Below are 17,727 nucleotides of genomic sequence, written 5' to 3'. Positions count from 1 at the left end.
TGCCGTGCAGATCGTCACCGCCGTCGCCTACCCCGAGGTCCACGACGCCTACCTGCGGGACCATCCGGTGGAGCGGGCCCACGAGGCGAACAGCAACCTGGCCAGCGAGGAGAACCTCGAACGCGCCGACCGCATCCCCGGCGGTTGGTGGCGGGTCCGGCTCTCGCGGTCGGACGTCCTGGGCGTCGTCCTGCCCTGGCACCTCAGCGAGGGCGGGCAGCTCGAACTGGTACCGCGCTCCGGGCTGACCGTGGGCGAGGCGGCCGACCGGATCCGCTCCGGCGGGCCCGACTGGGTGGCCGCCAACCCGGTCTGCTCGGCGAAGCTGCGGCTGCTGCGGTGGTCCCCGCTCACCCCGGTCTTCCTCAGCACCGCCCCGGTGGACCACTCCGACTATGGGGACCTGTCGGTGCGGGCCGGGCTGATCCACCTCGACGGCCTGCACCGCATGCTGGCCTGGGAGTTGGCCGGGCGGCTGCCCGAACGGGCGGAGCTGGACGGGTACCTGGTGGGAGACCCGGGGGTGGTCGCCGGGCCCGTCCGGGCGGGCCGGACGGGGGACGAGTCGGCGTGACCTCCGCGACGCGGCACGTCCGGTCCGCTCCGTCCACTACGTCTGTTTCATCTGCGCTGTCCGTCCGCTCGGCGCCCTCCGCCCGCTCCCTGCCCGAGCTCCTCGACCACCTCGCCCGGGCGTACCCGGACCGGCCCGCGCTGAGCGACGGCGTCCGGACGGTCGACTACCGCACGCTGGCCGCCGCGGCCGGCCGGATCGCCGCCCGGCTGGCCGCCGCCGGCACCGGGCGGGGGCACCGGGTCGCCCTGGTCGGGCCGCGGGACGCCCGGATGCTGGTCCTCCTGCACGGGGTGCTGCGCTCGGGCGCGGCGGCGGTCCTGGCCGATCCGGACTGGTCCCCGGCCGACCTCGCGCGGCGGCTGGCCGCCGTGCGGGTCGGGCGGGTGCTCGCGACGGAGGGCGGCCTCGGCGGGGAGACGGTGGACGTCGGGAAGATGCTGGACGCGGGCGAGGCGGTGGACGCGGGGGAGGCGGTGGACGTCGGGGCGCCGCCGGAGTCGGCCGCGCCCCCCGGAGAGGTGCTGGGCGAGGACCTCGCGTACCTCTCCTTCACCTCCGGGTCGAGCGGCGAGCCCAAGGCGGTCGCCGTCACCCACGCCAACGCCGTGCACTACGCGCGGGCCCTGGCCGGGCGGCTCGCCTTCACCGAGGCCGACGCGCCGTGCACCGCGCACGTCACCACGCTCGCCGCCGACCTCGGCCACACCGCCTGGCTGCTCGCCCTCGCCGCGGGCGGCTCGGTGCACGTCGTCCCGGACCGCGAGGTCCGCGACCCACAGGCCTTCTGGGCCTCGCTCCGGCACGCCGGGGTGAACGTGCTGAAGACCACCCCCTCGCACCTGTCCGCACTGCTGGAGGGCCGCCCGGCCGGCACCCCGCCACTGCACACCCTGCTGCTCGGCGGGGAACCGCTGCCGCGCCCGCTCGCCGCCGCCCTGCTCGACGGCGGCACCACCACCCGGCTGGCCAACCACTACGGCCCGACCGAGACCACCGTCGGCGCCACCTGCCTGCTCGCCGCCGACGCCCGCGACCTGCCCGCCGACGAACCGACCGTGCCGATCGGCACCGGCATCGGCGAGGTGCTGCTCACCGTGGTGGACGGCGCGGGGCACGCGGTGCCGGACGGCAGGGTCGGGGAACTGCTCATCGGCGGCCGCGGCGTCAGCGCCGGGTACTTCGGGCGGCCGACCGAGACGGCCCGCGGATTCGTCCGTCGGGACGGTCAACTGATGTACCGCACGGGCGACTTGTGCCGCCGCCGGGCGGACGGCGCACTGGTCTTCCTGGGCCGGGTGGACCGCCAGGTGAAGGTCCGCGGCTACCGGGTCGACCTCGCCGAGATCGAGCGGGCGATGGACGGCTACCCGGGCGTCGCCCGCTCGGCGGTACTGCTGCGCGAGACCGCCGTCGGCAGCCAACTCCTGGGCGCGGTACGGCTGTCGGACGGCTTCGACAGCCTGGAAGGCCTCGCCGGGTACCTGCGGGACCGGCTGCCCGGCTACTCCGTGCCGCAGCCGGTCCTGGTGCTGCCGGACTTCCCGGTCGGGCCGAACGGCAAGCTCGACCGCGCGCGACTGGGCGAGCTGGTGGCCGAACTGGTCGAGGCCCGCGCCGAGTCGCCGGGCACCGGGGCGCCCGGCCTGGCCGGGGACATCGCCCGGTTCTGGGCGGGCGCGCTCGGACTGCCCGCCGTCGGACCGCGCGCCGACGTCCTGGGCCTCGGCGGGGACTCCATCCTCGCCATGCGCACCATCGCCTTCCTGCGGCGCTCGGGCCTGCGCGTCGGCTACGAGGACTTCTACCGGCACCCGACGGCGGAGGGCCTGGCGTCGGCCGCAGTCCCGGCGGCCCCGTCCGTCCCGGCCCCGCGCGCCGGTGCCGGTGCCGGCGCCGACGCTGGCGCGGACGCCGGCGACGGCCGACTCGCCCCGGCGCAACGCTGGTTGTACCGGCAGCGAACCGTGCAGGACGTACGGCACTGGAACCAGTCCGTCCTGCTGCGGTGCCGGACGGCGGTAGACCCGGCCGCGCTGTCCACGGCGGTCGCGGCCGTCCTCGAACGCCATCCGGCACTGCGCCGACCGGTCGGCCCGGACGGCTACGGCGAGCCCCGGCCGGTGGCCGACCTCGACCCGGTCTCGTACTCCCGGATCCCGCGCGCGGCCGGCCCGCTCGCCGACACCGTCGCCGGCGTCTGCACCGAACTCCACCGCAGCCTCGACCCGTTGGCCGGCCGACTGCTGCGCGCCCACCTGTTCACCGGCCCGCCCGGCACCGACGACCGGCTCGCGCTGATCGCGCACCACCTGGTGGTCGACGGGCTGTCCTGGCGGATCCTGCTGGACGACCTGGCCCACGCGTACCGGGCGGTGCTCGACCAGAAACCGGCCGACCTGCCGCCGACGGCGGACTTCTACGCGTGGGCGGCGGCGGGCCCACCTGCTGCGGCTGCCGCCGAAGACCCGAACGGGGGCGCCGAACCCGCTGCCGGGGTGGAGCCCGCCGGAGGCGCCGTACCCGCCGCCGAAGTCGAACCCGCCGCACTCAGCTGGGCGCTCGGCGCGGACGCCACCGCCCGGCTGGTCGCCCGGCACGGCGGCGGGGCCGGGCTGGAGGCCGTCCTGCTCGCCGCCTTCGCCGAGGCCGTCACCGGCTGGAACGGCCGCCCCCGGCTCGCCGTCGAGGTCGAGACCCACGGCCGGGACACCGCCGGCGACGCGGGCGAACTCCTCGACACCGTCGGCTGGTTCACCGCCGTCAAGCACGTCACCCTGGGCGCCGGAGCGGGCCCCGAGGCGGTGGCGCGGCGGCTGCGGGAGGCGCCCGTCCGCGCGATGGACGCGCCCGGGCAGCGGCCCGCCGTCGGATTCAACTTCCTCGGCACCTTCCGGCTGCCGGAGGAGCCCGCGCTGGACTGGACCGTGGCCGCGGAGCAGGCCGGCGTGGCGCGCTGCGCCGGCGGTGACCCGCTGTACGAACTGCGGCTCACCGCAAGGATCGTGGAGCAACGGCTGGTCGCCGACCTGGTGTACGGGTGGCCCGGCCTGCCGCACCCCGGGGCCGAGCGGATCACCGCCGCGTTCGCCCAGGCCGTGGCGGCCGAGGCGGGTGAGGGTGCTACTGCGGCCGAGGCGGGTGAGGAGACCACAGCGAACGAGGTCGCCGTCCCGCGCCCCGTCCGCGTCCCCCTGTCCACCTCCGGGCAGCTGCTGCACCCGGGGGCTCCGCCGACCGCCCGGGCGGCGGTGCGCGAACCCGCCCGGGTGCTGCTCACCGGCGCCACCGGCTACCTCGGACGGCACCTGCTGGACGCCTTCCTCCGGCGCGGCGCCGAGGTCACCTGCCTGGTGCGGGCCGCCGACGACGCCTCGGCCCGGGCCCGGCTGGGCCCCGGCGCGGCCCACGCCGTCGCCGGGGACGTCGACCGGGACGGCCTCGGCCTCTCCCCGGCCGGGCTGGCCCGCGCCCGGGCGGCGCAGGTCGTCGTGCACGCGGCGGCGGACGTCCGGCTGGTGGCCTCGCCCGACGAGCTGGAGCGCACCAACCACACGGCGGTGCGGCACCTGCTCGGCTGGATCGGGGAGAACGTCCGGCAGGCCCGGGTCCACCACGTCTCCACGCTCGCCGTCTCGGGCGGCGTGGACGGCCCGCCGCGCCGCTTCAGCGAGGCGGACCTGTGGATCGGCCAGCACTTCCGCACCCCCTACGAGCGGACCAAGTACCGGGCCGAACAGGCCGTCCGCGCCTGGGCCGCCACCGGGCACGCCGCCTACCTGCACCGCAGCGGCCACATCGCGGCGCACAGCCGGACCGGCGCCTTCCAGGCCAACATCGGCGACAACCGCGTCTACCAGCTGATCCGCGGCTACCTGCTGGCCGGCGCCGCGCCGAGCCGGCCGGACACCTCCTTCGCGTTCTCGCACGTGGACACGGTGGCCGCCGGGATCGCCGCGATCGCCCTCGACCCGTACGCCGCGCCCGGCGCGTACCACGTCGAATCGCCGTACGCCGTCGCCCACGACGAACTGGTGGCCCGGCTCGCCGCGCACGGCTACCCGGTGCGGCTCACCGACGACGAGACCTTCGCGGCCGCCATCGCCGCAGCCGAGCGGCGGCACCCGACGGCCGCCCGGCTGGCCGCCGCCTGGGCGCAGCAGGAGGAGCGCAACGTCCGGGTGGACAGCGCGTACACCACCGCCGTGCTCGACCGGCTGGGCGTCCACTTCACCGCCCCGACCCCGCAGTGGTGGGCGGCGGCCCTCGCCTGGGCCGTCGAGGCCGGCTACCTGCCGCCCGCCGACCCGTCCCCCCTCGTCCCCGAAAGCAGGATCCACCCGTGAAGGCAGAACCCACCGTGAAGGCAGGCTCCACCGTGCAGGCAGGCTCCGTGTCCCAGCTCTCCCCGGTGCTCAAGCAGGCCACCCCGGTCGTCGCCGTGCGCGGCGAGGGCCTCCACCTCTACGACGCCGACGGCCGCCGGTACCTCGACTTCACCTCCGGCGTGGGGGTGACCAGCACCGGCCACTGTCACCCCCGGGTGGTCGAGGCGGTCCGCGAGCAGGCCGGCCGGCTGATCCACGGCCAGTACACCACCGTGCTGCACGACCAGTTGCTCACCCTCACCGACCGGCTCGGCGAGGTGCTGCCGCCCGGCCTGGACTCGCTGTTCTACGCCACCGCGGGCACCGAGGCGGTGGAGGCGGCGCTGCGGCTCGTCCGGCACGCCACCGGACGGCAGAACGTGATCGTCTTCGAGGGCTCGTTCCACGGCCGCACGATGGGCGCGGCCTCGCTCACCACGGCCGGCACCCGGTTCCGGGCGGGCATCGGCCCGCTGATGCCGGGGGTGGCGGTGGCGCCGTTCCCGGCCGCGTTCCGGCTCGGGCTGTCCGAGGAGGAGGCGGTCGAGCACGCGCTGCGCGGCCTGGACGAGGTGCTGGCCACCGCCTCCGCGCCCGCCGAGACGGCGGCGATGTTCGTCGAGCCGGTGCTCGGCGAGGGCGGTTACGTCCCCGCCCCGCCCGGTTTCCTGGCCGGGTTGCGCGAGCGCGCCGACCGGCACGGCATCCTGCTGGTGGTGGACGAGGTGCAGACCGGCTTCGGCCGCACCGGCCGGTTCTGGGCCCACGAGCACGAGGACGCCCGGCCGGGCGGGGCCGGTTTCCGCCCCGATGTGCTGATCACCGCCAAGGGCCTGGCCAGCGGCTTCCCGCTGTCCGCGATCGCCGCGCCCGCCGAGCTGATGGGGCGCGCCTGGCCCGGCTCGCAGGGCGGCACGTACGGCGGCAACCCGGTGGCCTGCGCCGCCGCCCTGGCCACCCTGGACGTGCTGCGCGACGAGCGGCTGGTCGAGAACGCGGCCGAGCAGGGTGGACGGCTGCTGGCCGGGCTGCGGGCGGTCGCCGCCGAGGTGCCCGGGATCGCCGACGTCCGGGGCGTGGGACTGATGGCGGCCGCCGAGTTCTGCCGCCCGGACGGCTCGCCGGACCCGGAGGCCGCCAGGCGCGCCCAGCAGGCGGCGGCCGAGCACGGGCTGCTGCTGTTGCTCTGCGGGATCCACCTCAACGTGGTGCGGATGATCCCCGCGCTGGTGGTCACGGCAGGGCAGGTCGACGAGGCACTGGAGCTCTGGGCCAAGGCCGTCGCGGCCGGAAGCCGGTAGGGAGGAGAACCCATGGACGCGGTGAAGGAAATCGGCTGGAGCAGCCTGGAGTTGGAGGCCCGGCGGGAGATGTGGTCGCTCCCGTTGGGGGAGGCGGAGCGGCGGCTGCTCTGGGCCGACGCGCGGGCCGGGCGGTGGGGCGCGGCCGAACCGGTGCGAGCCGAGCTGCGGGCCTTCGTCCGGGACGCGGTGGCCTCGGTCGGCATCACCCACATCGGCGGCCTGGTCGACACGGAGTACCCGGAGGAGCAGATCACCGAGGTGCTCTCCTTCCTGCTGCGGGACTACGGCCGGATCGTGCCGCAGAACGGGCGCGGCGACCTCACCTCGGTGCTGCGCGACCAGGACGGCGACGGCAACACCGAACTCGGCTTCCACTGCGACACCTGCGACCTGCTGGTCCTGCTCTGCCTGCGGCCGGCCTTCGACGGCGGCGGACTGACCAAGCTGGCGAGTGCGCGGCACGTCCACGATCTGATCGAGCGGGAGCGGCCGGACGCCCTGGCCACCCTCTGCGAGGACTGGACCTTCGACCGGGCCGGCCGGGCCGGCCCACAGGTCGTGGTCACCCCGATCCTCTACCACCAGAAGGAGGGGACGGTCGGCTGCTACTACCAGACCCGCACCGTCCGGTCCTCCCCGGACCGGGGCGGGCCAGAACTGACGGACCGTCAATGGGAGGCGCTGGGCGTGCTGGACGAGGTGCTGTACCGGCCGGAAATCGCCTTCGGACTGCCGATGGCCGCCGGTGACCTGCTGATCATCCGCAACAGCCGCGTCCTGCACGGCCGTTCGCCGTACGTCGACGAACCCGGCCGGTACGCCCGGCGGATGCTGCGGATCTGGGTCAACGAGGGGCAGGAATGGGCGCGGTGAACGCACCGAACGGGCGGGTCGCAATCGTCACCGGCGGGGGCAGCGGGATCGGCCGGGCCTCCGCGCTGGCCCTGCTGGAGGCCGGCTGGACCGTCGTCGTGGCCGGGCGGCGCAAGGACGCGCTGGAAGGGACCGCCGCCCTCGCCGGCCCGGCCGCCTCCCGGCTGCTCGCCGTCCCCACCGACATCCGCAGCCCGGAGGAGGTCGCCCGGCTCTTCGACACCGTCCGCGACCAGTACGCGCGGCTGGACCTCCTGTTCAACAACGCGGGCGCCGCCGCCCCGCGCCGGCCGATCACCGAGACCCCGTTCGAGGACTGGAACCGGGTGCTCGACACCATCGTCACCGGCGGCTTCCTCTGCGCCCGCGAGGCCTTCCGGATGATGAGCACCCAGACCCCCAAGGGCGGCCGGATCATCAACAACGGCGCGCCGTCCGCCTACGCGCCGCGCCCCAACTCCATCGCCTACACGGCCGCCAAGCACGCCGTGCTCGGGCTCACCAAGGTGCTCGCACTGGACGGCCGCCCGCACGGCATCTCCTGCGGGCAGATCGACGTCGGCAACGTCACCCCCGTCGACGGCGGACCGCAGCCGGCCGCGATGCAGGCCGACGGGACGATGGCCGTCGAGGCGACCATCCCGGTGGAGCGCTTCACCGAGGCCCTGGTGCTGATGGCCGCGCAGCCGCCGGACACCAACATCCAGTCGCTGGTGGTCCTGCCGACCACCATGCCGTTCGTCGGAAGGGGATGACTGTGCTGGTCAGCGCACGTTCCTTCGAGGAGTACCGCGCGATGTTCGCACTCACCGAAGGCGACCTGGAGCAGCGGATCCTGGACTGCCCGGGCGGCGCGGCGAGCTTCGTCGCCGAAGCCGGCCGGCGGGGCATCGACGCCGTCGCGGTCGACCGCCAGTACGCCGACCACCGCGAGGAGTTGGGCCTGCTCGTCGAACGGGAGACCGCGTTCAAGCGGGAGCTGTTGGCGAAGGAGACGGCGGACTACCCCTGGTCGTGGTACACCGACGCCGACGACATGATCGACCGGTGGATCGCGAACGCCCGGACCTTCCGGAAGGACATCGCGGCCCGCCCGGACCGCTACGTCGCCGGCTCGCTGCCCGAACTCCCTTTCGCGGACGACTCGTTCGACCTGGTGCTCAGCTCGCACCTGCTGTTCTCGTACGGCAACCGGCTGGACGAGGCCTTCCACCGGGCGGCGCTGCTGGAGCTGGCGCGGGTGGCGCGTCGGCAAGTCCGGGTCTTCCCGCTGATGGTGTACGACACGGGAGTCCGCTACGACGGGCTGGAGGCACTGCGGCGGGGGCTGGCGGGCTGCGGGATCCCGAGCCGGGTGGAGCGGGTGGCCTACGAGTTCCAGCCGGGCGACAACGAGATGCTGGTGCTGTCCTGCGCGGAGTACCGGGCTCCGGCGCCGGTGGGCGCGCCGGTGCGGGGGCCGGTGACGGCGGCGGGGGCGCAGCGGGTCGCGGCGGAGGACCCGGTGCGGTGGCGGCACCAGGAGGCCGCCGCGCCGAAGTCCTGACCGACCGGCACGACTCGGCGGGGCGACCGGTCAGGTGCTGCGGGCCCTAGCGGCGCGCGGAGCCGCAGCCCGCGGGGACGTCCGGCGTCCGCCCGGTGCGGCGGGCCGCGTAGTCGGTGAGCCACCGGAGCGCGTCGCCCTCCGCGGTGTCCCAGGAGGTGCCCAGCCCGAGGGCGTCCTGCAGTGCGTGGTGCAGGCCCGAGGCCTCCAGCGGGTCGGCCGGTTCGGTGCTCTCGCCGACCAGGGCGACCCTGCCGTGTGCCCCGCCCGGTCCGGCGGTCCGGTCAGGTGCCGTCCAGGCCCGCCAGTTCCGGCCCATCGTCAGCACGTTCCGGGCGGCGTACCCGATCTCCGGGAAGGCCGCGAGGACGTGCTCCAGGTCGACCCGGGCGCCGTCGAGGTCCCGGCCGGTGTGGTGGTGGCGGGTGGCGGAGAGGCTGAGGTACCGGGAGTCGGGCAACGGGTAGTGCGCCACGTGCCATGCGGCACCCACCCAGCAGGTGGCCGCGCCGTCCTGCCAGCGGCCCGCGACCAGCTCCATCGGGATGACGGTGTGGTAGACCGCGTGCCGCTGCTGCGGGGCGCCGGCCCACCGGGCGTCGTGGCGGACGGTCGAGCGGGCGGCGCCGGTGAGGATCAGGGCGTCACCGGTGATGCTGCGGCCGTCGGCGAGGGCGGCCACCACGGACTCGCCGTGCTCGGTGTACTCGACCACCCGGCTGTCCGGGCACAGTTGGACGGCGTCCAGTTCCCAGCAGGCTTCGAGCAGCGGGTCGTACACATCCAGGCGGTGGGCCGTCGCGTGCGCCGCCGTGTGAGCCGTCGCGTGCGCCGGGTGGCCGCCGCCGTGCCGAGCGGGCAGGGGGACCGAGCTGAGCAGTTCCCCGGTGGAGCCGTCCATGGTGCGGAACTCGTCGATCGGCAACGACCGTTCGCGGACGGCGTCGCCGATGCCGAGTCGGTCCAGGAGCCGGAAGTCCTGCGGCGCCAGGCGGATCCCCGTGCCGCCCTCGGTGAGCGCCGGCCGTTGTTCCAGGACGAGGACGTGGTGGCCTCTCGACCCCAGCGCGACCGCTGTGGCCAGACCGCTGACACCACCGCCGGCAACCAGAATTCGCATGGTCCGATGATGGCTGCCGAGGGACGGAACGGGCGATGCGGTCGTGTTGCCTGTGTCAGAACCTCCCGTGGAGGTGACACAGGAAGAAGTTGGATGTTTGACCGGCGCCGTGTCCGTTTCGCGCCGTTCAGAACGAACGTCCCATCCGCTCCATGGACACCATGCAGTGGGTCCACGGACGGACCCGGGCCCGCGCGGCGGCGACCACCTGGGCCACGTGCGCGGCCGCCGCCAGGGTCATGTGCCTGTGCCAGCCGTCGGAGCCGCGCCCCTCGTAGTCGTCGAGGGCCCCGACGTGCGAGGCGGAACCGGCGAAGTCCCGGTCGACCCGCTGCGGCAGCTCTGCGAGGCGAAGCAGGACCCCCAGGGGAGTCGCCGTCAGATTGGTCAGCCAGCACCGGACCGGCCGCTCCTGCGCGCCGTCCCACTGCCCCAACAGCAGCAGCGGATGCCCGGCCCACTCCACCCGGACGCCGCCCACCAGGCTCCGGCGCACCGCGCCCGTCGCCGGGTCCGTCCACTCCACCGGCCGCCGGAGCATCCGGTGGAGCTGCAGCACCCGGGCGGCGGGCAGCGAGCGGCCGCCCCGCCCCGCTCCCCGGTCCAGCACCGGCAGGCCGGCGGGCACGGCGGACAGCACCGGCGCGCCCGCCCGGGCGTAGTGGTCGAAGACCGGCCGCAGGTCCACCCCCGGGAGGTCCAGCACCGCCGGGCGGGGCCCGATCGCGCTCGGATCGCACACCCCGGCAGCCGCGGCGACGCACCCGGCCGGGTCCGCCCCGGGCGGCAGCAGGTTCCACTTGACGGGCACGGTGATCTCGCCGGCCACCCCCCACGTGCCGATCGCCTGCCGGCCCTTCCGGGGGACCGGCCGCGCCTGCACCACCCAGGCGGTGAACCGCAGTTCGGTGTCGGCGTGGCGCTGCAGCGCCCGGCTGACCGGCTCCCAGTCCCAGGTGGAGGAGGCGATGAAGTGGTGCAGGCTCTGCGCGAGCTCGGGGCCGCCGACGTGCGCGGCGATGTTCCGGATCGACTTGCGGCCCTGGGCCGCGATCAGCCCGCGCAGGTACAGGGCGCCCTTGGCCCGTTGGTCGCTGCGCGGCAGCGGGGCGAAGAGCACCTCGGACAGCTCGTCCAGGACGGTGCGGCCGGTCGGGCCGGCCGACCCGCGGGGGAGGGGCCCGGCGGACGGCCGGATGAAGGTCGTATCCACACCAACGACAACGGTCACGTCGCCAAGCCTATTTCCGCTCCGCTCGGCGTGGCCGAAAACCATCTGTACGGTAACCAAGGGGACGGGCACAGGGGAACTTGACGGCCTGCCGGGTGCAACGGCCGCGTCGCCCACCGGCAGGCTGACAGGCCGGTGGGCGACATGAGCGGTGCGACTGGCGTGAGTGGCGCGCCGGGGCTACGGCTTCCGGACGAGCGCGGCGTCGGCGATGCCCGCGTCGTCGAGCGCCGCGGGTACGGGCTCCGGCGCCTCGCGACGGCCGCGGGCCCACATCGCCACCGAGAGGGCCAGGGCGATCGCGGTGGCGAGGGCGGCGGTCAGGGTGACGGCCCGGACGTCGTAGCCGAGGTCGATGGTCGCCCCGCCGAGCCAGGCGCCGAGCCCGTTGCCCAGGTTGAACGCGGAGACGTTGGCCGACAGGGCGAGGGCGGGAGCGGCGGCGGCCACCGCGAGGATCCGGGCCTGGAGCGCCGGGATGATGGAGAAGCCGGCGGCGCCGAACAGGAACAGCGCGACCACGGCGGGGACCTGGTGGGGCGCGGCGAGCCAGAACACCAGCAGGGCGACCAGCAGGGCGCTCTGGGCGCGCAGTACTCCGCGCATCACGTTGGCGTCGGCGGCCCGGCCGCCCAGGATGTTGCCCAGGACCGAGCCGATGCCGAACACGATGAGCAGGATGCCGACCATGGCGGGCGCGAAGTGGCCGATGTCGCGCAGCAGTGGCGCCAGGTAGGTGGAGGTGGTGAAGACCGCCCCCTGGGCCAGCACGGTGATCAGCATGGAGAGTTGGAGGCTCGGCTTGCGGAACACCTTCATCTGTTCGCGCAGCGAGAGGCTCCCCTCCCCGCCCTCGTCGCTCTCGGTGGACAGCGCGCTCGGCACGAACCTGACGATGAGGAGCAGGCACAGCACGGCGAAGACCGTGACGTAGCCGAAGGTGGCGCGCCAGCCGAAGTGCTGCCCGATGAAGGTGCCGATGGGGGAGCCGAGCACGTTGGCGAAGTTGAAGCCGAGCGCGATCTTGGCCATGGCGGTGGCCTGCTTGTCCGGCGGGGACATGAGCGCGGCGACGTGCCAGGCGACCGCGGCGAAGGTGCCGTGGCTGAGCGAGGTGAAGATGCGCGCGCCCATCAGGGTCGGGTAGTTCGGGGCGAGTACGGCGATGACGTTGCCGAGGATGAAGACGCCCATCAGGGTGAGCAGCAGTCCCTTGCGGGACCACTTGGTGGTCAGCAGGGTGATGATCGGCCCCCCGACGGTCACCCCCAGCGCGTAGCCGGTGACCAGCAGGCCGGCCGTCGGGATGGACACGCCCAGGTCGGTGGACATCTCGGGCAGGATCCCCGCGATGACGACCTCGGCGGTGCCCACGCAGAACACCCCGAGCATCAGGGCCAGAAGGGGCAGTGGCATGGCGACCCAAGCCTTTCGTAGGGAGCCAGGTTCGATGAAGGTCGATGACGTTCGATGAAGATGTATTCAAGTGCATGTAGATAATGGACGAACACGCCGGGGTGGTCAACTGCCGCAAAGAGTTACGCTGGGCAACAGTGGTGGACGGGCAAGCGGAACGTTCGAAGGACTCAGTGAGGGGCCGCGTCAATGGAGACATGGGGACCGGGGAGCGGGCGGGACGAGATCGCCATCTGGCGCCAGCTCACCCGACTGATGGAGCAGGTCAACGCGACCGCGGGCAGGCGGCTGGCCCGCAGTCACGGGGTCTCCATGAACGAGCTGCTGCTCCTGCTCTCCCTGACCGAGCGGCGGGACGGCACGCTGCGGATGTCGGACCTGGTCAAGGCGATCGGCGCCAACCAGCCCGCCGTCAGCCGGATGGTGGCCCGCCTGGAGGACGCCGAGTGGGTCGTCCGGCGCAGTGCGGTGGACGACAAGCGCGGGGTGGACGTCCAGGTCACCGGCGCCGGCCGGCAGCTGGCCGAGGTGGCGCAGCAGACGCTGCGCAAGGCCCTGGCCGAGGCGCTGGACACCGCCGCCCTGACCGATTCCACCGCCTCGCTGGTCGCCAGGCTGCGGTACGCGCCCGCCGTTCCGATGGACTGAGCGCCCCACTCTTCCCCGATGGCCCCGGTTGCAGGCTCCCGCCGCGACCGGGGCTGCTTCACGCCGGTTCGCATCGGTTCGCATCGGTTCACGTTGCCGCAACGTGGCGGACGCGTCAGGTAACGGACTAGAAATATGCATTTGAATACATCTATTGTGACTGCTGTCACATTGCGATGTATGCGTATGAAGCACTAGCGTTCGAAGCCGACAGGCGGGCAGGTCGACTCGCTCTCACCGCCCACTCCCCCGCTCGAGTTCCGCTCACGGAGGTTTCGTCATGTCTGGAACCGCACTTCCCCGGCCTGCCGGTCTGAACCCGGTCGCCGATCTCCCCAAGCCGCCCGGGCTGCACTGGAACGTCCGGGCCGAACAGCCCGTCGCCTACAGCGTCAGCATGGTGCGCGGACTGCTGGACCCCGGCAACCCCACCCTCGCCCGCGCCTGCGGCGGCGGCCAGGGCCGCCCCACCCGCTGCCTTCTGGCCATCGACTCCGTCGTCGACACGCTCTACCGCGAGCGCTTCGCCGCGTACTTCGACCACTGGCGGATCGAGCCGACCTGGCAGGTGGTCCAGGGCGACGAGGACGCGAAGTCCCTGGAGCAGGCCGTCCACGTCACCGAGGCGATGTCCCGGATGGGCATCCTGCGCCGCGCCGAGAAGGTCGTCGCCGTCGGTGGCGGCGTGGTCCTGGACATCGTCGGCTTCGCGGTGAGCATGTACCGCCGCGGCGTGCCCTACGTCCGCGTCCCCACCACGCTGGTCGGCCAGATCGACGCCGGCATCGGCGTGAAGACCGGCATCAACCACGGCCACCACAAGAACCGCCTGGGCGCCTACTTCGCGCCGGAACTCGCCCTGATCGACCCGTACTTCCTGCGCACCATCGACCCCCGGCACGTCGCCAACGGCATCGCCGAGATCATCAAGATGGCGCTGGTCAAGGACGCGGTCCTGTTCGACCTCCTGGAGGCGACGGTGGGCGCCATCACCCCGGACACCCTGGCCGGCTGCGGCTCCGCGGTCAGCGAGGTGCTGTCCCGGGCGATCTCCGGCATGCTCGACGAACTGGAGCCCAACCTCTGGGAACAGGTGCTGGAACGTTCCGTCGACTACGGCCACACCTTCAGCCCCTCCCTGGAACTGCGCGCCGACCCGCCGCTGCTGCACGGCGAGGCCGTCGCCGTCGACATGGCGATCTGCCTCGCCCTCGCCCACCTGCGCGGACACCTCTCCGAGCACGACACCGACCGGGCCCTGAGACTCCTCCGGGACTTCGAACTGCCCATCGCCCACCCGGTCTTCACCCAGGAACTGCTGGAGGAGGCGCTCGCCGACGCGGTCAAGCACCGCGACGGCCTCCAGCGCGTCCCGCTCACCCGGGGCATCGGCTCCGTCGTCTTCGCCAACGACCTCACCCCGGAAGAGCTCGGCCGGGCACTGGAGTTCATCGGCTCCTGGACGGCGGGCGCACGCACCGAACTCGTCGGCGCAGCGGTATGACCGGCGGTACGGGCGGCGGTGCGGCCCGCGGCACGGGTGGCGGTGAGGCCCGCGGCACGGGTGGCGGTGCGGGCGCGGAGATCACCGTCTTCGACGTCGGCGGTACCCACGTCCGCCGCGCGACCTGGCTGCGGCGGGGGGAGTTACGGGACCGCACCTCGCACCGCTCGCCCAGCTTCAAGCGCTTCCCCACCGCCACCGTCGCCGAACTGCAGGACATGATGGTCCGGGAGCTGTGCGCGGCCGTCCCCCGCACCCCGGACCCCGTCGTCGGCATCTCCTTCGGGGCCGCGCTCGACCACCGCTCCGGCCTCGTCTACGCCTCGGCCCCGCTGTGGGGCGAACACAGCGAACCGTACGACCTGCGGGCGGCGCTGACCGCCCGCCGGGCCGACGTCCGGTGGCACATCGTCAACGACGTCACTGCCGCACTGCTGCACGCCGCGGCATCCGCCGACCGCATCGGCCACCGCAAGGTCCTGCTGGCCACCATCAGCTCGGGCATCGCCTGCCGGGTGATCGACCAGCGCCGGCGCCGGATCCCGGTGGACGGCTGCGGGCTGCAGGGCGAGATCGGCCATCTGCCGGTCCACACCGAGCTCGCCGGGCAGCCGATCGAGCTGGACTGCGACTGCGGGCAGCCCGGCCACCTCGCCGCCTACGCCTCGGGCCCCGGCATCGCCCGGATGGCGGACGCCCTCGCGCAGCGGGAACCGGCCCGCTGGGCGGCCTCCCGGCTCGGGCGGCTGACGGCCGGCGGCACCGGCCTGGAGACGGCGCTGCGCCACGCGCTGGACGGCTCGGGTGACGCGGATGACACGGATGAGACGGATGGCCCGAACCGCCGCGAGCCCCAGAGCGACCGGCCTGACCGGGATGACCGGGATGACCGGCACGAGCGGGACGACCTCGCCGCCGAACTGCTCGACGCGGTGACCGCCCCCGTCGCCGCCGTCCTGCGCACCGCCCTCTGCCTCGACCCCGAAGTGGACGAGGTGGTGCTGACCGGCGGCGTCGTCCACGGCCTCGGCCGGCACTACCGGCGCGCCCTGATGGGGCACCTCACCCGGCAGGGCCTCTACCTGACCAGCGAACGAGCCCCGGACTGGTTCGAGCAGCGGATCACCGTCACCGGCCCCGGCGAGGCCGACAGCCTGGCCGGCGCCGGGATCGCGGCCAGCGCCGGAGTACCGGCATGACCACGGCCGAGGACATCCCCACCCACCGGGCGCTCGTCCGCGAACCCGGCGGCGTACGGCTGCGGCTGCGCCCCACCCACCAGCCCGCGGCCGGCGAACTGCTGGTGGCCACCCAGGTGGCCGGGCTGTGCGGGACGGACCTCCAGATACTGCGCGGGCTGCGCGACGACCCGGCGCCCGTCATCGGCCACGAGGGCATCGCCCGGGTGGTCGCCGCCGGGCCGGGAGTGCCCGCCGCCCTGCGCCGCCCGGGCACCCCCGTCGTGGTCAACCCGACCCACCGGTCCGACCCGTCCTTCCTGCTCGGACACACCGTCGACGGCCTGTTCCAGGAACGCACCCTCGTCCCGGCAACCGCCGTCCGGGGCGGCCTGGTCGTACCGCTGGAGCAGGAGCCCGACGCCGTGCTCGGCACCCTGATCGAGCCGCTGGCCGCCGTCCGGTACGCCCTCGCCCTGCTCGCCACGGGGCGCCCCCGCACCCTGGTGGTGTACGGCGACGGCACGATCGGGCAGCTCGCCGTCCGGGCCGCCCGGCACCTGCTCGGCGACGGCGTGCGTGTCCTGCTCGTCCACCACACCCCGGCCGGGCTGGCGTGGAGCACCCGACGGGCCGTCCCGGGCGTCGAGTTGACGGTCGGTGCGGACGCCGTGCCGGTGCTCGGCGCGGAACCGGTCGCGGCACTGCTCGCGACCCCGCGCGACGGCACCCTGGAGGCGCTCGCCGCCGCCCTGCGCCTCGGCCGCGGCGAGCTGACCGTCGACCTGTTCGGCGGCCTCCCGCCGGGCACCGGCGACACGCTGCTGCCCGGGGTCGACCTGGCCGCCGTCCGGGCCGCCAACTGCGCCGGGCATCCCGTCCCGTACGCCTTCACGGCGGCGGACACCGTCGACGGCCGACACGTCCGACTGACCGGCCACCGCGGCGTGGGAAACCACCACCTCACCGAGGCGGCAGCCGAGTTGTGCCGGAATCCGGACACCTACCGCGACCTGGTGACCCACGTCGTCGGGCCGCCGGAAGCCGCCCGGATCATGACCGACCTGTCGGCCGGCCGCCGGCGGACCGTCGCCGGGAACCGGCTCGTCAAACTCGCGGTGCGCTTCGCCCCGGCGCCGCCCTCACCCCTGGAGGCCCAGTGACCGCACCTGCCCACAACCGCCGCCGCGCCCTGGTGGTCGGCGGCTCCACCGGCATCGGCCGCGGCGTCGCCGACGCCTGGGCCGAGGAAGGGCTCGACGTCACGGTGCTCAGCCGCTCGCAGCCGACCGGCCCCGGCGCCGAGCGGCTGCGCTGGGCGGCCACCGACCTCACGGACCCCGACCGGGTCGCCGAGAACCTGTCGCTCGCCACCGCCGAGCCGCTGCACGCGGTCTGCTACTCGGCGGTCCACTACGGCGACCGGCGGACCGTCTTCCGGGAGTGCACCGAGGCGGAGTGGCACCGCCAGCTCGACGTCAACCTGAACGGCCTCTGGCTGACTCTCTCCTGGGCCATCCCGGCCCTGCGCCGCCCGGACGCCCCCGGGGTGTTCCTCGGCATCTCCTCCGAGGTGGTCTACAACGCCGGGCCGGGCCGGTCCGGCTACGCCGCCACCAAGGCCGCCGCCGCCGCCCTGCTCGACTCCGTCGCCCAGGAGGAGAGCGCCGAGGTGCCCGGCGGCGAGGCCCTGCGCATCGTCCAGGCCCTGCCGGTCGGCATGGTCGACACCCCCGGGATCCGGCGCAGACGCCCCGAGGACTTCGACTACACCGCCTACATGCGCCCGGCCGGCTTCGCCCCGCTGGCCCGGGAGCTGGCGGCGACGGCCGGAGCCGGACTGCACGGCGCCCACCTGGTGGTCGACGGCGAGGGCGCCTGGTACCCGGTGAGCGAGCGCCTGCCGGTGTCCCAGAGCCGCCGGATCCCCTCCGGGGCCGGATCCGGGGCAGGATCGTGACGGGCT

14 protein-coding genes are annotated in these 17,727 nt (G+C 74.5%); 11 read left to right on the top strand and 3 right to left on the bottom strand.

Going from position 1 to position 17,727, the window contains the following annotated elements:
• The first annotated feature begins 4 nt into the window (after nucleotides 1-4).
• From AC0B61_RS21015 to AC0B61_RS20990, 6 genes are read left to right on the top strand one after another with little or no spacing between them, the layout of a single operon-like run.
• Nucleotides 5-574 carry a DUF6309 family protein gene (locus AC0B61_RS21015; protein WP_471742230.1) on the top strand — a complete coding sequence of 190 codons (570 nt, stop codon included), beginning with the start codon at nucleotides 5-7 and terminating at the stop codon, nucleotides 572-574.
• Nucleotides 571-4,920, top strand: coding sequence for an AMP-binding protein (locus AC0B61_RS21010; protein WP_471742229.1), 4,350 nt, complete (start codon nucleotides 571-573; stop codon nucleotides 4,918-4,920). Before AC0B61_RS21015 ends, AC0B61_RS21010 begins: the two co-directional genes overlap by 4 nt.
• A 47-nt stretch (nucleotides 4,921-4,967) precedes the next feature.
• Nucleotides 4,968-6,242, top strand: a complete 1,275-nt coding sequence (locus AC0B61_RS21005) for an aspartate aminotransferase family protein (RefSeq protein ID WP_471742405.1) — start codon at nucleotides 4,968-4,970, stop codon at nucleotides 6,240-6,242.
• A 12-nt stretch (nucleotides 6,243-6,254) separates the two neighbouring features.
• Nucleotides 6,255-7,118, top strand: a complete 864-nt coding sequence (locus tag AC0B61_RS21000) for a TauD/TfdA family dioxygenase (RefSeq protein WP_471742228.1) — start codon at nucleotides 6,255-6,257, stop codon at nucleotides 7,116-7,118.
• Nucleotides 7,106-7,873 carry an SDR family oxidoreductase gene (locus AC0B61_RS20995; protein WP_471742227.1) on the top strand — a complete coding sequence of 256 codons (768 nt, stop codon included), beginning with the start codon at nucleotides 7,106-7,108 and terminating at the stop codon, nucleotides 7,871-7,873. The genes AC0B61_RS21000 and AC0B61_RS20995 overlap by 13 nt, the downstream gene beginning before the upstream one ends.
• Entirely contained in the window at nucleotides 7,870-8,664 is a 795-nt protein-coding gene (locus tag AC0B61_RS20990; RefSeq protein WP_471742226.1) for a methyltransferase domain-containing protein, read from the top strand. Before AC0B61_RS20995 ends, AC0B61_RS20990 begins: the two co-directional genes overlap by 4 nt.
• A gap of 46 nt (nucleotides 8,665-8,710) precedes the next feature.
• Here AC0B61_RS20990 and AC0B61_RS20985 read toward each other — a convergent pair whose 3' ends face one another.
• The 3 genes from AC0B61_RS20985 to AC0B61_RS20975 all read right to left on the bottom strand — a co-directional run bounded on the left by AC0B61_RS20985 (nucleotide 8,711) and on the right by AC0B61_RS20975 (nucleotide 12,431).
• A complete protein-coding gene (locus AC0B61_RS20985; protein ID WP_471742225.1) occupies nucleotides 8,711-9,784 on the bottom strand; it encodes an FAD-dependent monooxygenase in 1,074 nt (357 codons plus the stop codon).
• A gap of 127 nt (nucleotides 9,785-9,911) precedes the next feature.
• On the bottom strand, nucleotides 9,912-11,015 hold the full coding sequence (locus tag AC0B61_RS20980) for a transposase (protein WP_471742224.1): 1,104 nt from the start codon (nucleotides 11,013-11,015) through the stop codon (nucleotides 9,912-9,914).
• A gap of 180 nt (nucleotides 11,016-11,195) precedes the next feature.
• Nucleotides 11,196-12,431 carry an MFS transporter gene (locus AC0B61_RS20975; RefSeq protein WP_471742223.1) on the bottom strand — a complete coding sequence of 412 codons (1,236 nt, stop codon included), beginning with the start codon at nucleotides 12,429-12,431 and terminating at the stop codon, nucleotides 11,196-11,198.
• Between the two features lie 189 nt (nucleotides 12,432-12,620).
• Between AC0B61_RS20975 and AC0B61_RS20970 the strand changes: the two genes are divergently transcribed.
• The 5 genes from AC0B61_RS20970 (at nucleotide 12,621) to AC0B61_RS20950 (ending at nucleotide 17,721) form a co-directional block, all read left to right on the top strand.
• Entirely contained in the window at nucleotides 12,621-13,079 is a 459-nt protein-coding gene (locus tag AC0B61_RS20970; RefSeq protein ID WP_471742222.1) for a MarR family transcriptional regulator, read from the top strand.
• Between the two features lie 280 nt (nucleotides 13,080-13,359).
• Entirely contained in the window at nucleotides 13,360-14,583 is a 1,224-nt protein-coding gene (locus tag AC0B61_RS20965; protein WP_471742221.1) for a sedoheptulose 7-phosphate cyclase, read from the top strand.
• Complete coding sequence (locus tag AC0B61_RS20960; RefSeq protein ID WP_471742220.1) at nucleotides 14,580-15,782, top strand: ROK family protein; 1,203 nt, start codon at nucleotides 14,580-14,582, stop codon at nucleotides 15,780-15,782. Before AC0B61_RS20965 ends, AC0B61_RS20960 begins: the two co-directional genes overlap by 4 nt.
• Nucleotides 15,779-16,924, top strand: coding sequence for an alcohol dehydrogenase catalytic domain-containing protein (locus AC0B61_RS20955; RefSeq protein ID WP_471742219.1), 1,146 nt, complete (start codon nucleotides 15,779-15,781; stop codon nucleotides 16,922-16,924). Before AC0B61_RS20960 ends, AC0B61_RS20955 begins: the two co-directional genes overlap by 4 nt.
• Nucleotides 16,921-17,721, top strand: coding sequence for an SDR family NAD(P)-dependent oxidoreductase (locus AC0B61_RS20950; protein ID WP_471742218.1), 801 nt, complete (start codon nucleotides 16,921-16,923; stop codon nucleotides 17,719-17,721). The genes AC0B61_RS20955 and AC0B61_RS20950 overlap by 4 nt, the downstream gene beginning before the upstream one ends.
• Nucleotides 17,722-17,727: the final 6 nt, after the last annotated feature.

It is taken from the genome of Kitasatospora sp. NPDC023385, assembly GCF_055664045.1.
The sequence above is the reverse complement of the archived record's forward strand: the minus strand, read 5'-3'. Positions and strand labels throughout refer to the sequence as shown.

Bases quoted from the DNA above. Each gene is read 5' to 3' on its own strand.
- AC0B61_RS21000 (WP_471742228.1), top strand. From the start codon at position 6,255: ATGGACGCGGTGAAGGAAATCGGCTGGAGCAGCCTGGAGTTGGAGGCC.
- AC0B61_RS20995 (WP_471742227.1), top strand. From the start codon at position 7,106: ATGGGCGCGGTGAACGCACCGAACGGGCGGGTCGCAATCGTCACCGGC.
- AC0B61_RS20990 (WP_471742226.1), top strand. From the start codon at position 7,870: ATGACTGTGCTGGTCAGCGCACGTTCCTTCGAGGAGTACCGCGCGATG.
- AC0B61_RS20985 (WP_471742225.1), bottom strand. From the start codon at position 9,784: ATGCGAATTCTGGTTGCCGGCGGTGGTGTCAGCGGTCTGGCCACAGCG.
- AC0B61_RS20975 (WP_471742223.1), bottom strand. From the start codon at position 12,431: ATGCCACTGCCCCTTCTGGCCCTGATGCTCGGGGTGTTCTGCGTGGGC.
- AC0B61_RS20970 (WP_471742222.1), top strand. From the start codon at position 12,621: ATGGAGACATGGGGACCGGGGAGCGGGCGGGACGAGATCGCCATCTGG.
- AC0B61_RS20965 (WP_471742221.1), top strand. From the start codon at position 13,360: ATGTCTGGAACCGCACTTCCCCGGCCTGCCGGTCTGAACCCGGTCGCC.
- AC0B61_RS20960 (WP_471742220.1), top strand. From the start codon at position 14,580: ATGACCGGCGGTACGGGCGGCGGTGCGGCCCGCGGCACGGGTGGCGGT.
- AC0B61_RS20955 (WP_471742219.1), top strand. From the start codon at position 15,779: ATGACCACGGCCGAGGACATCCCCACCCACCGGGCGCTCGTCCGCGAA.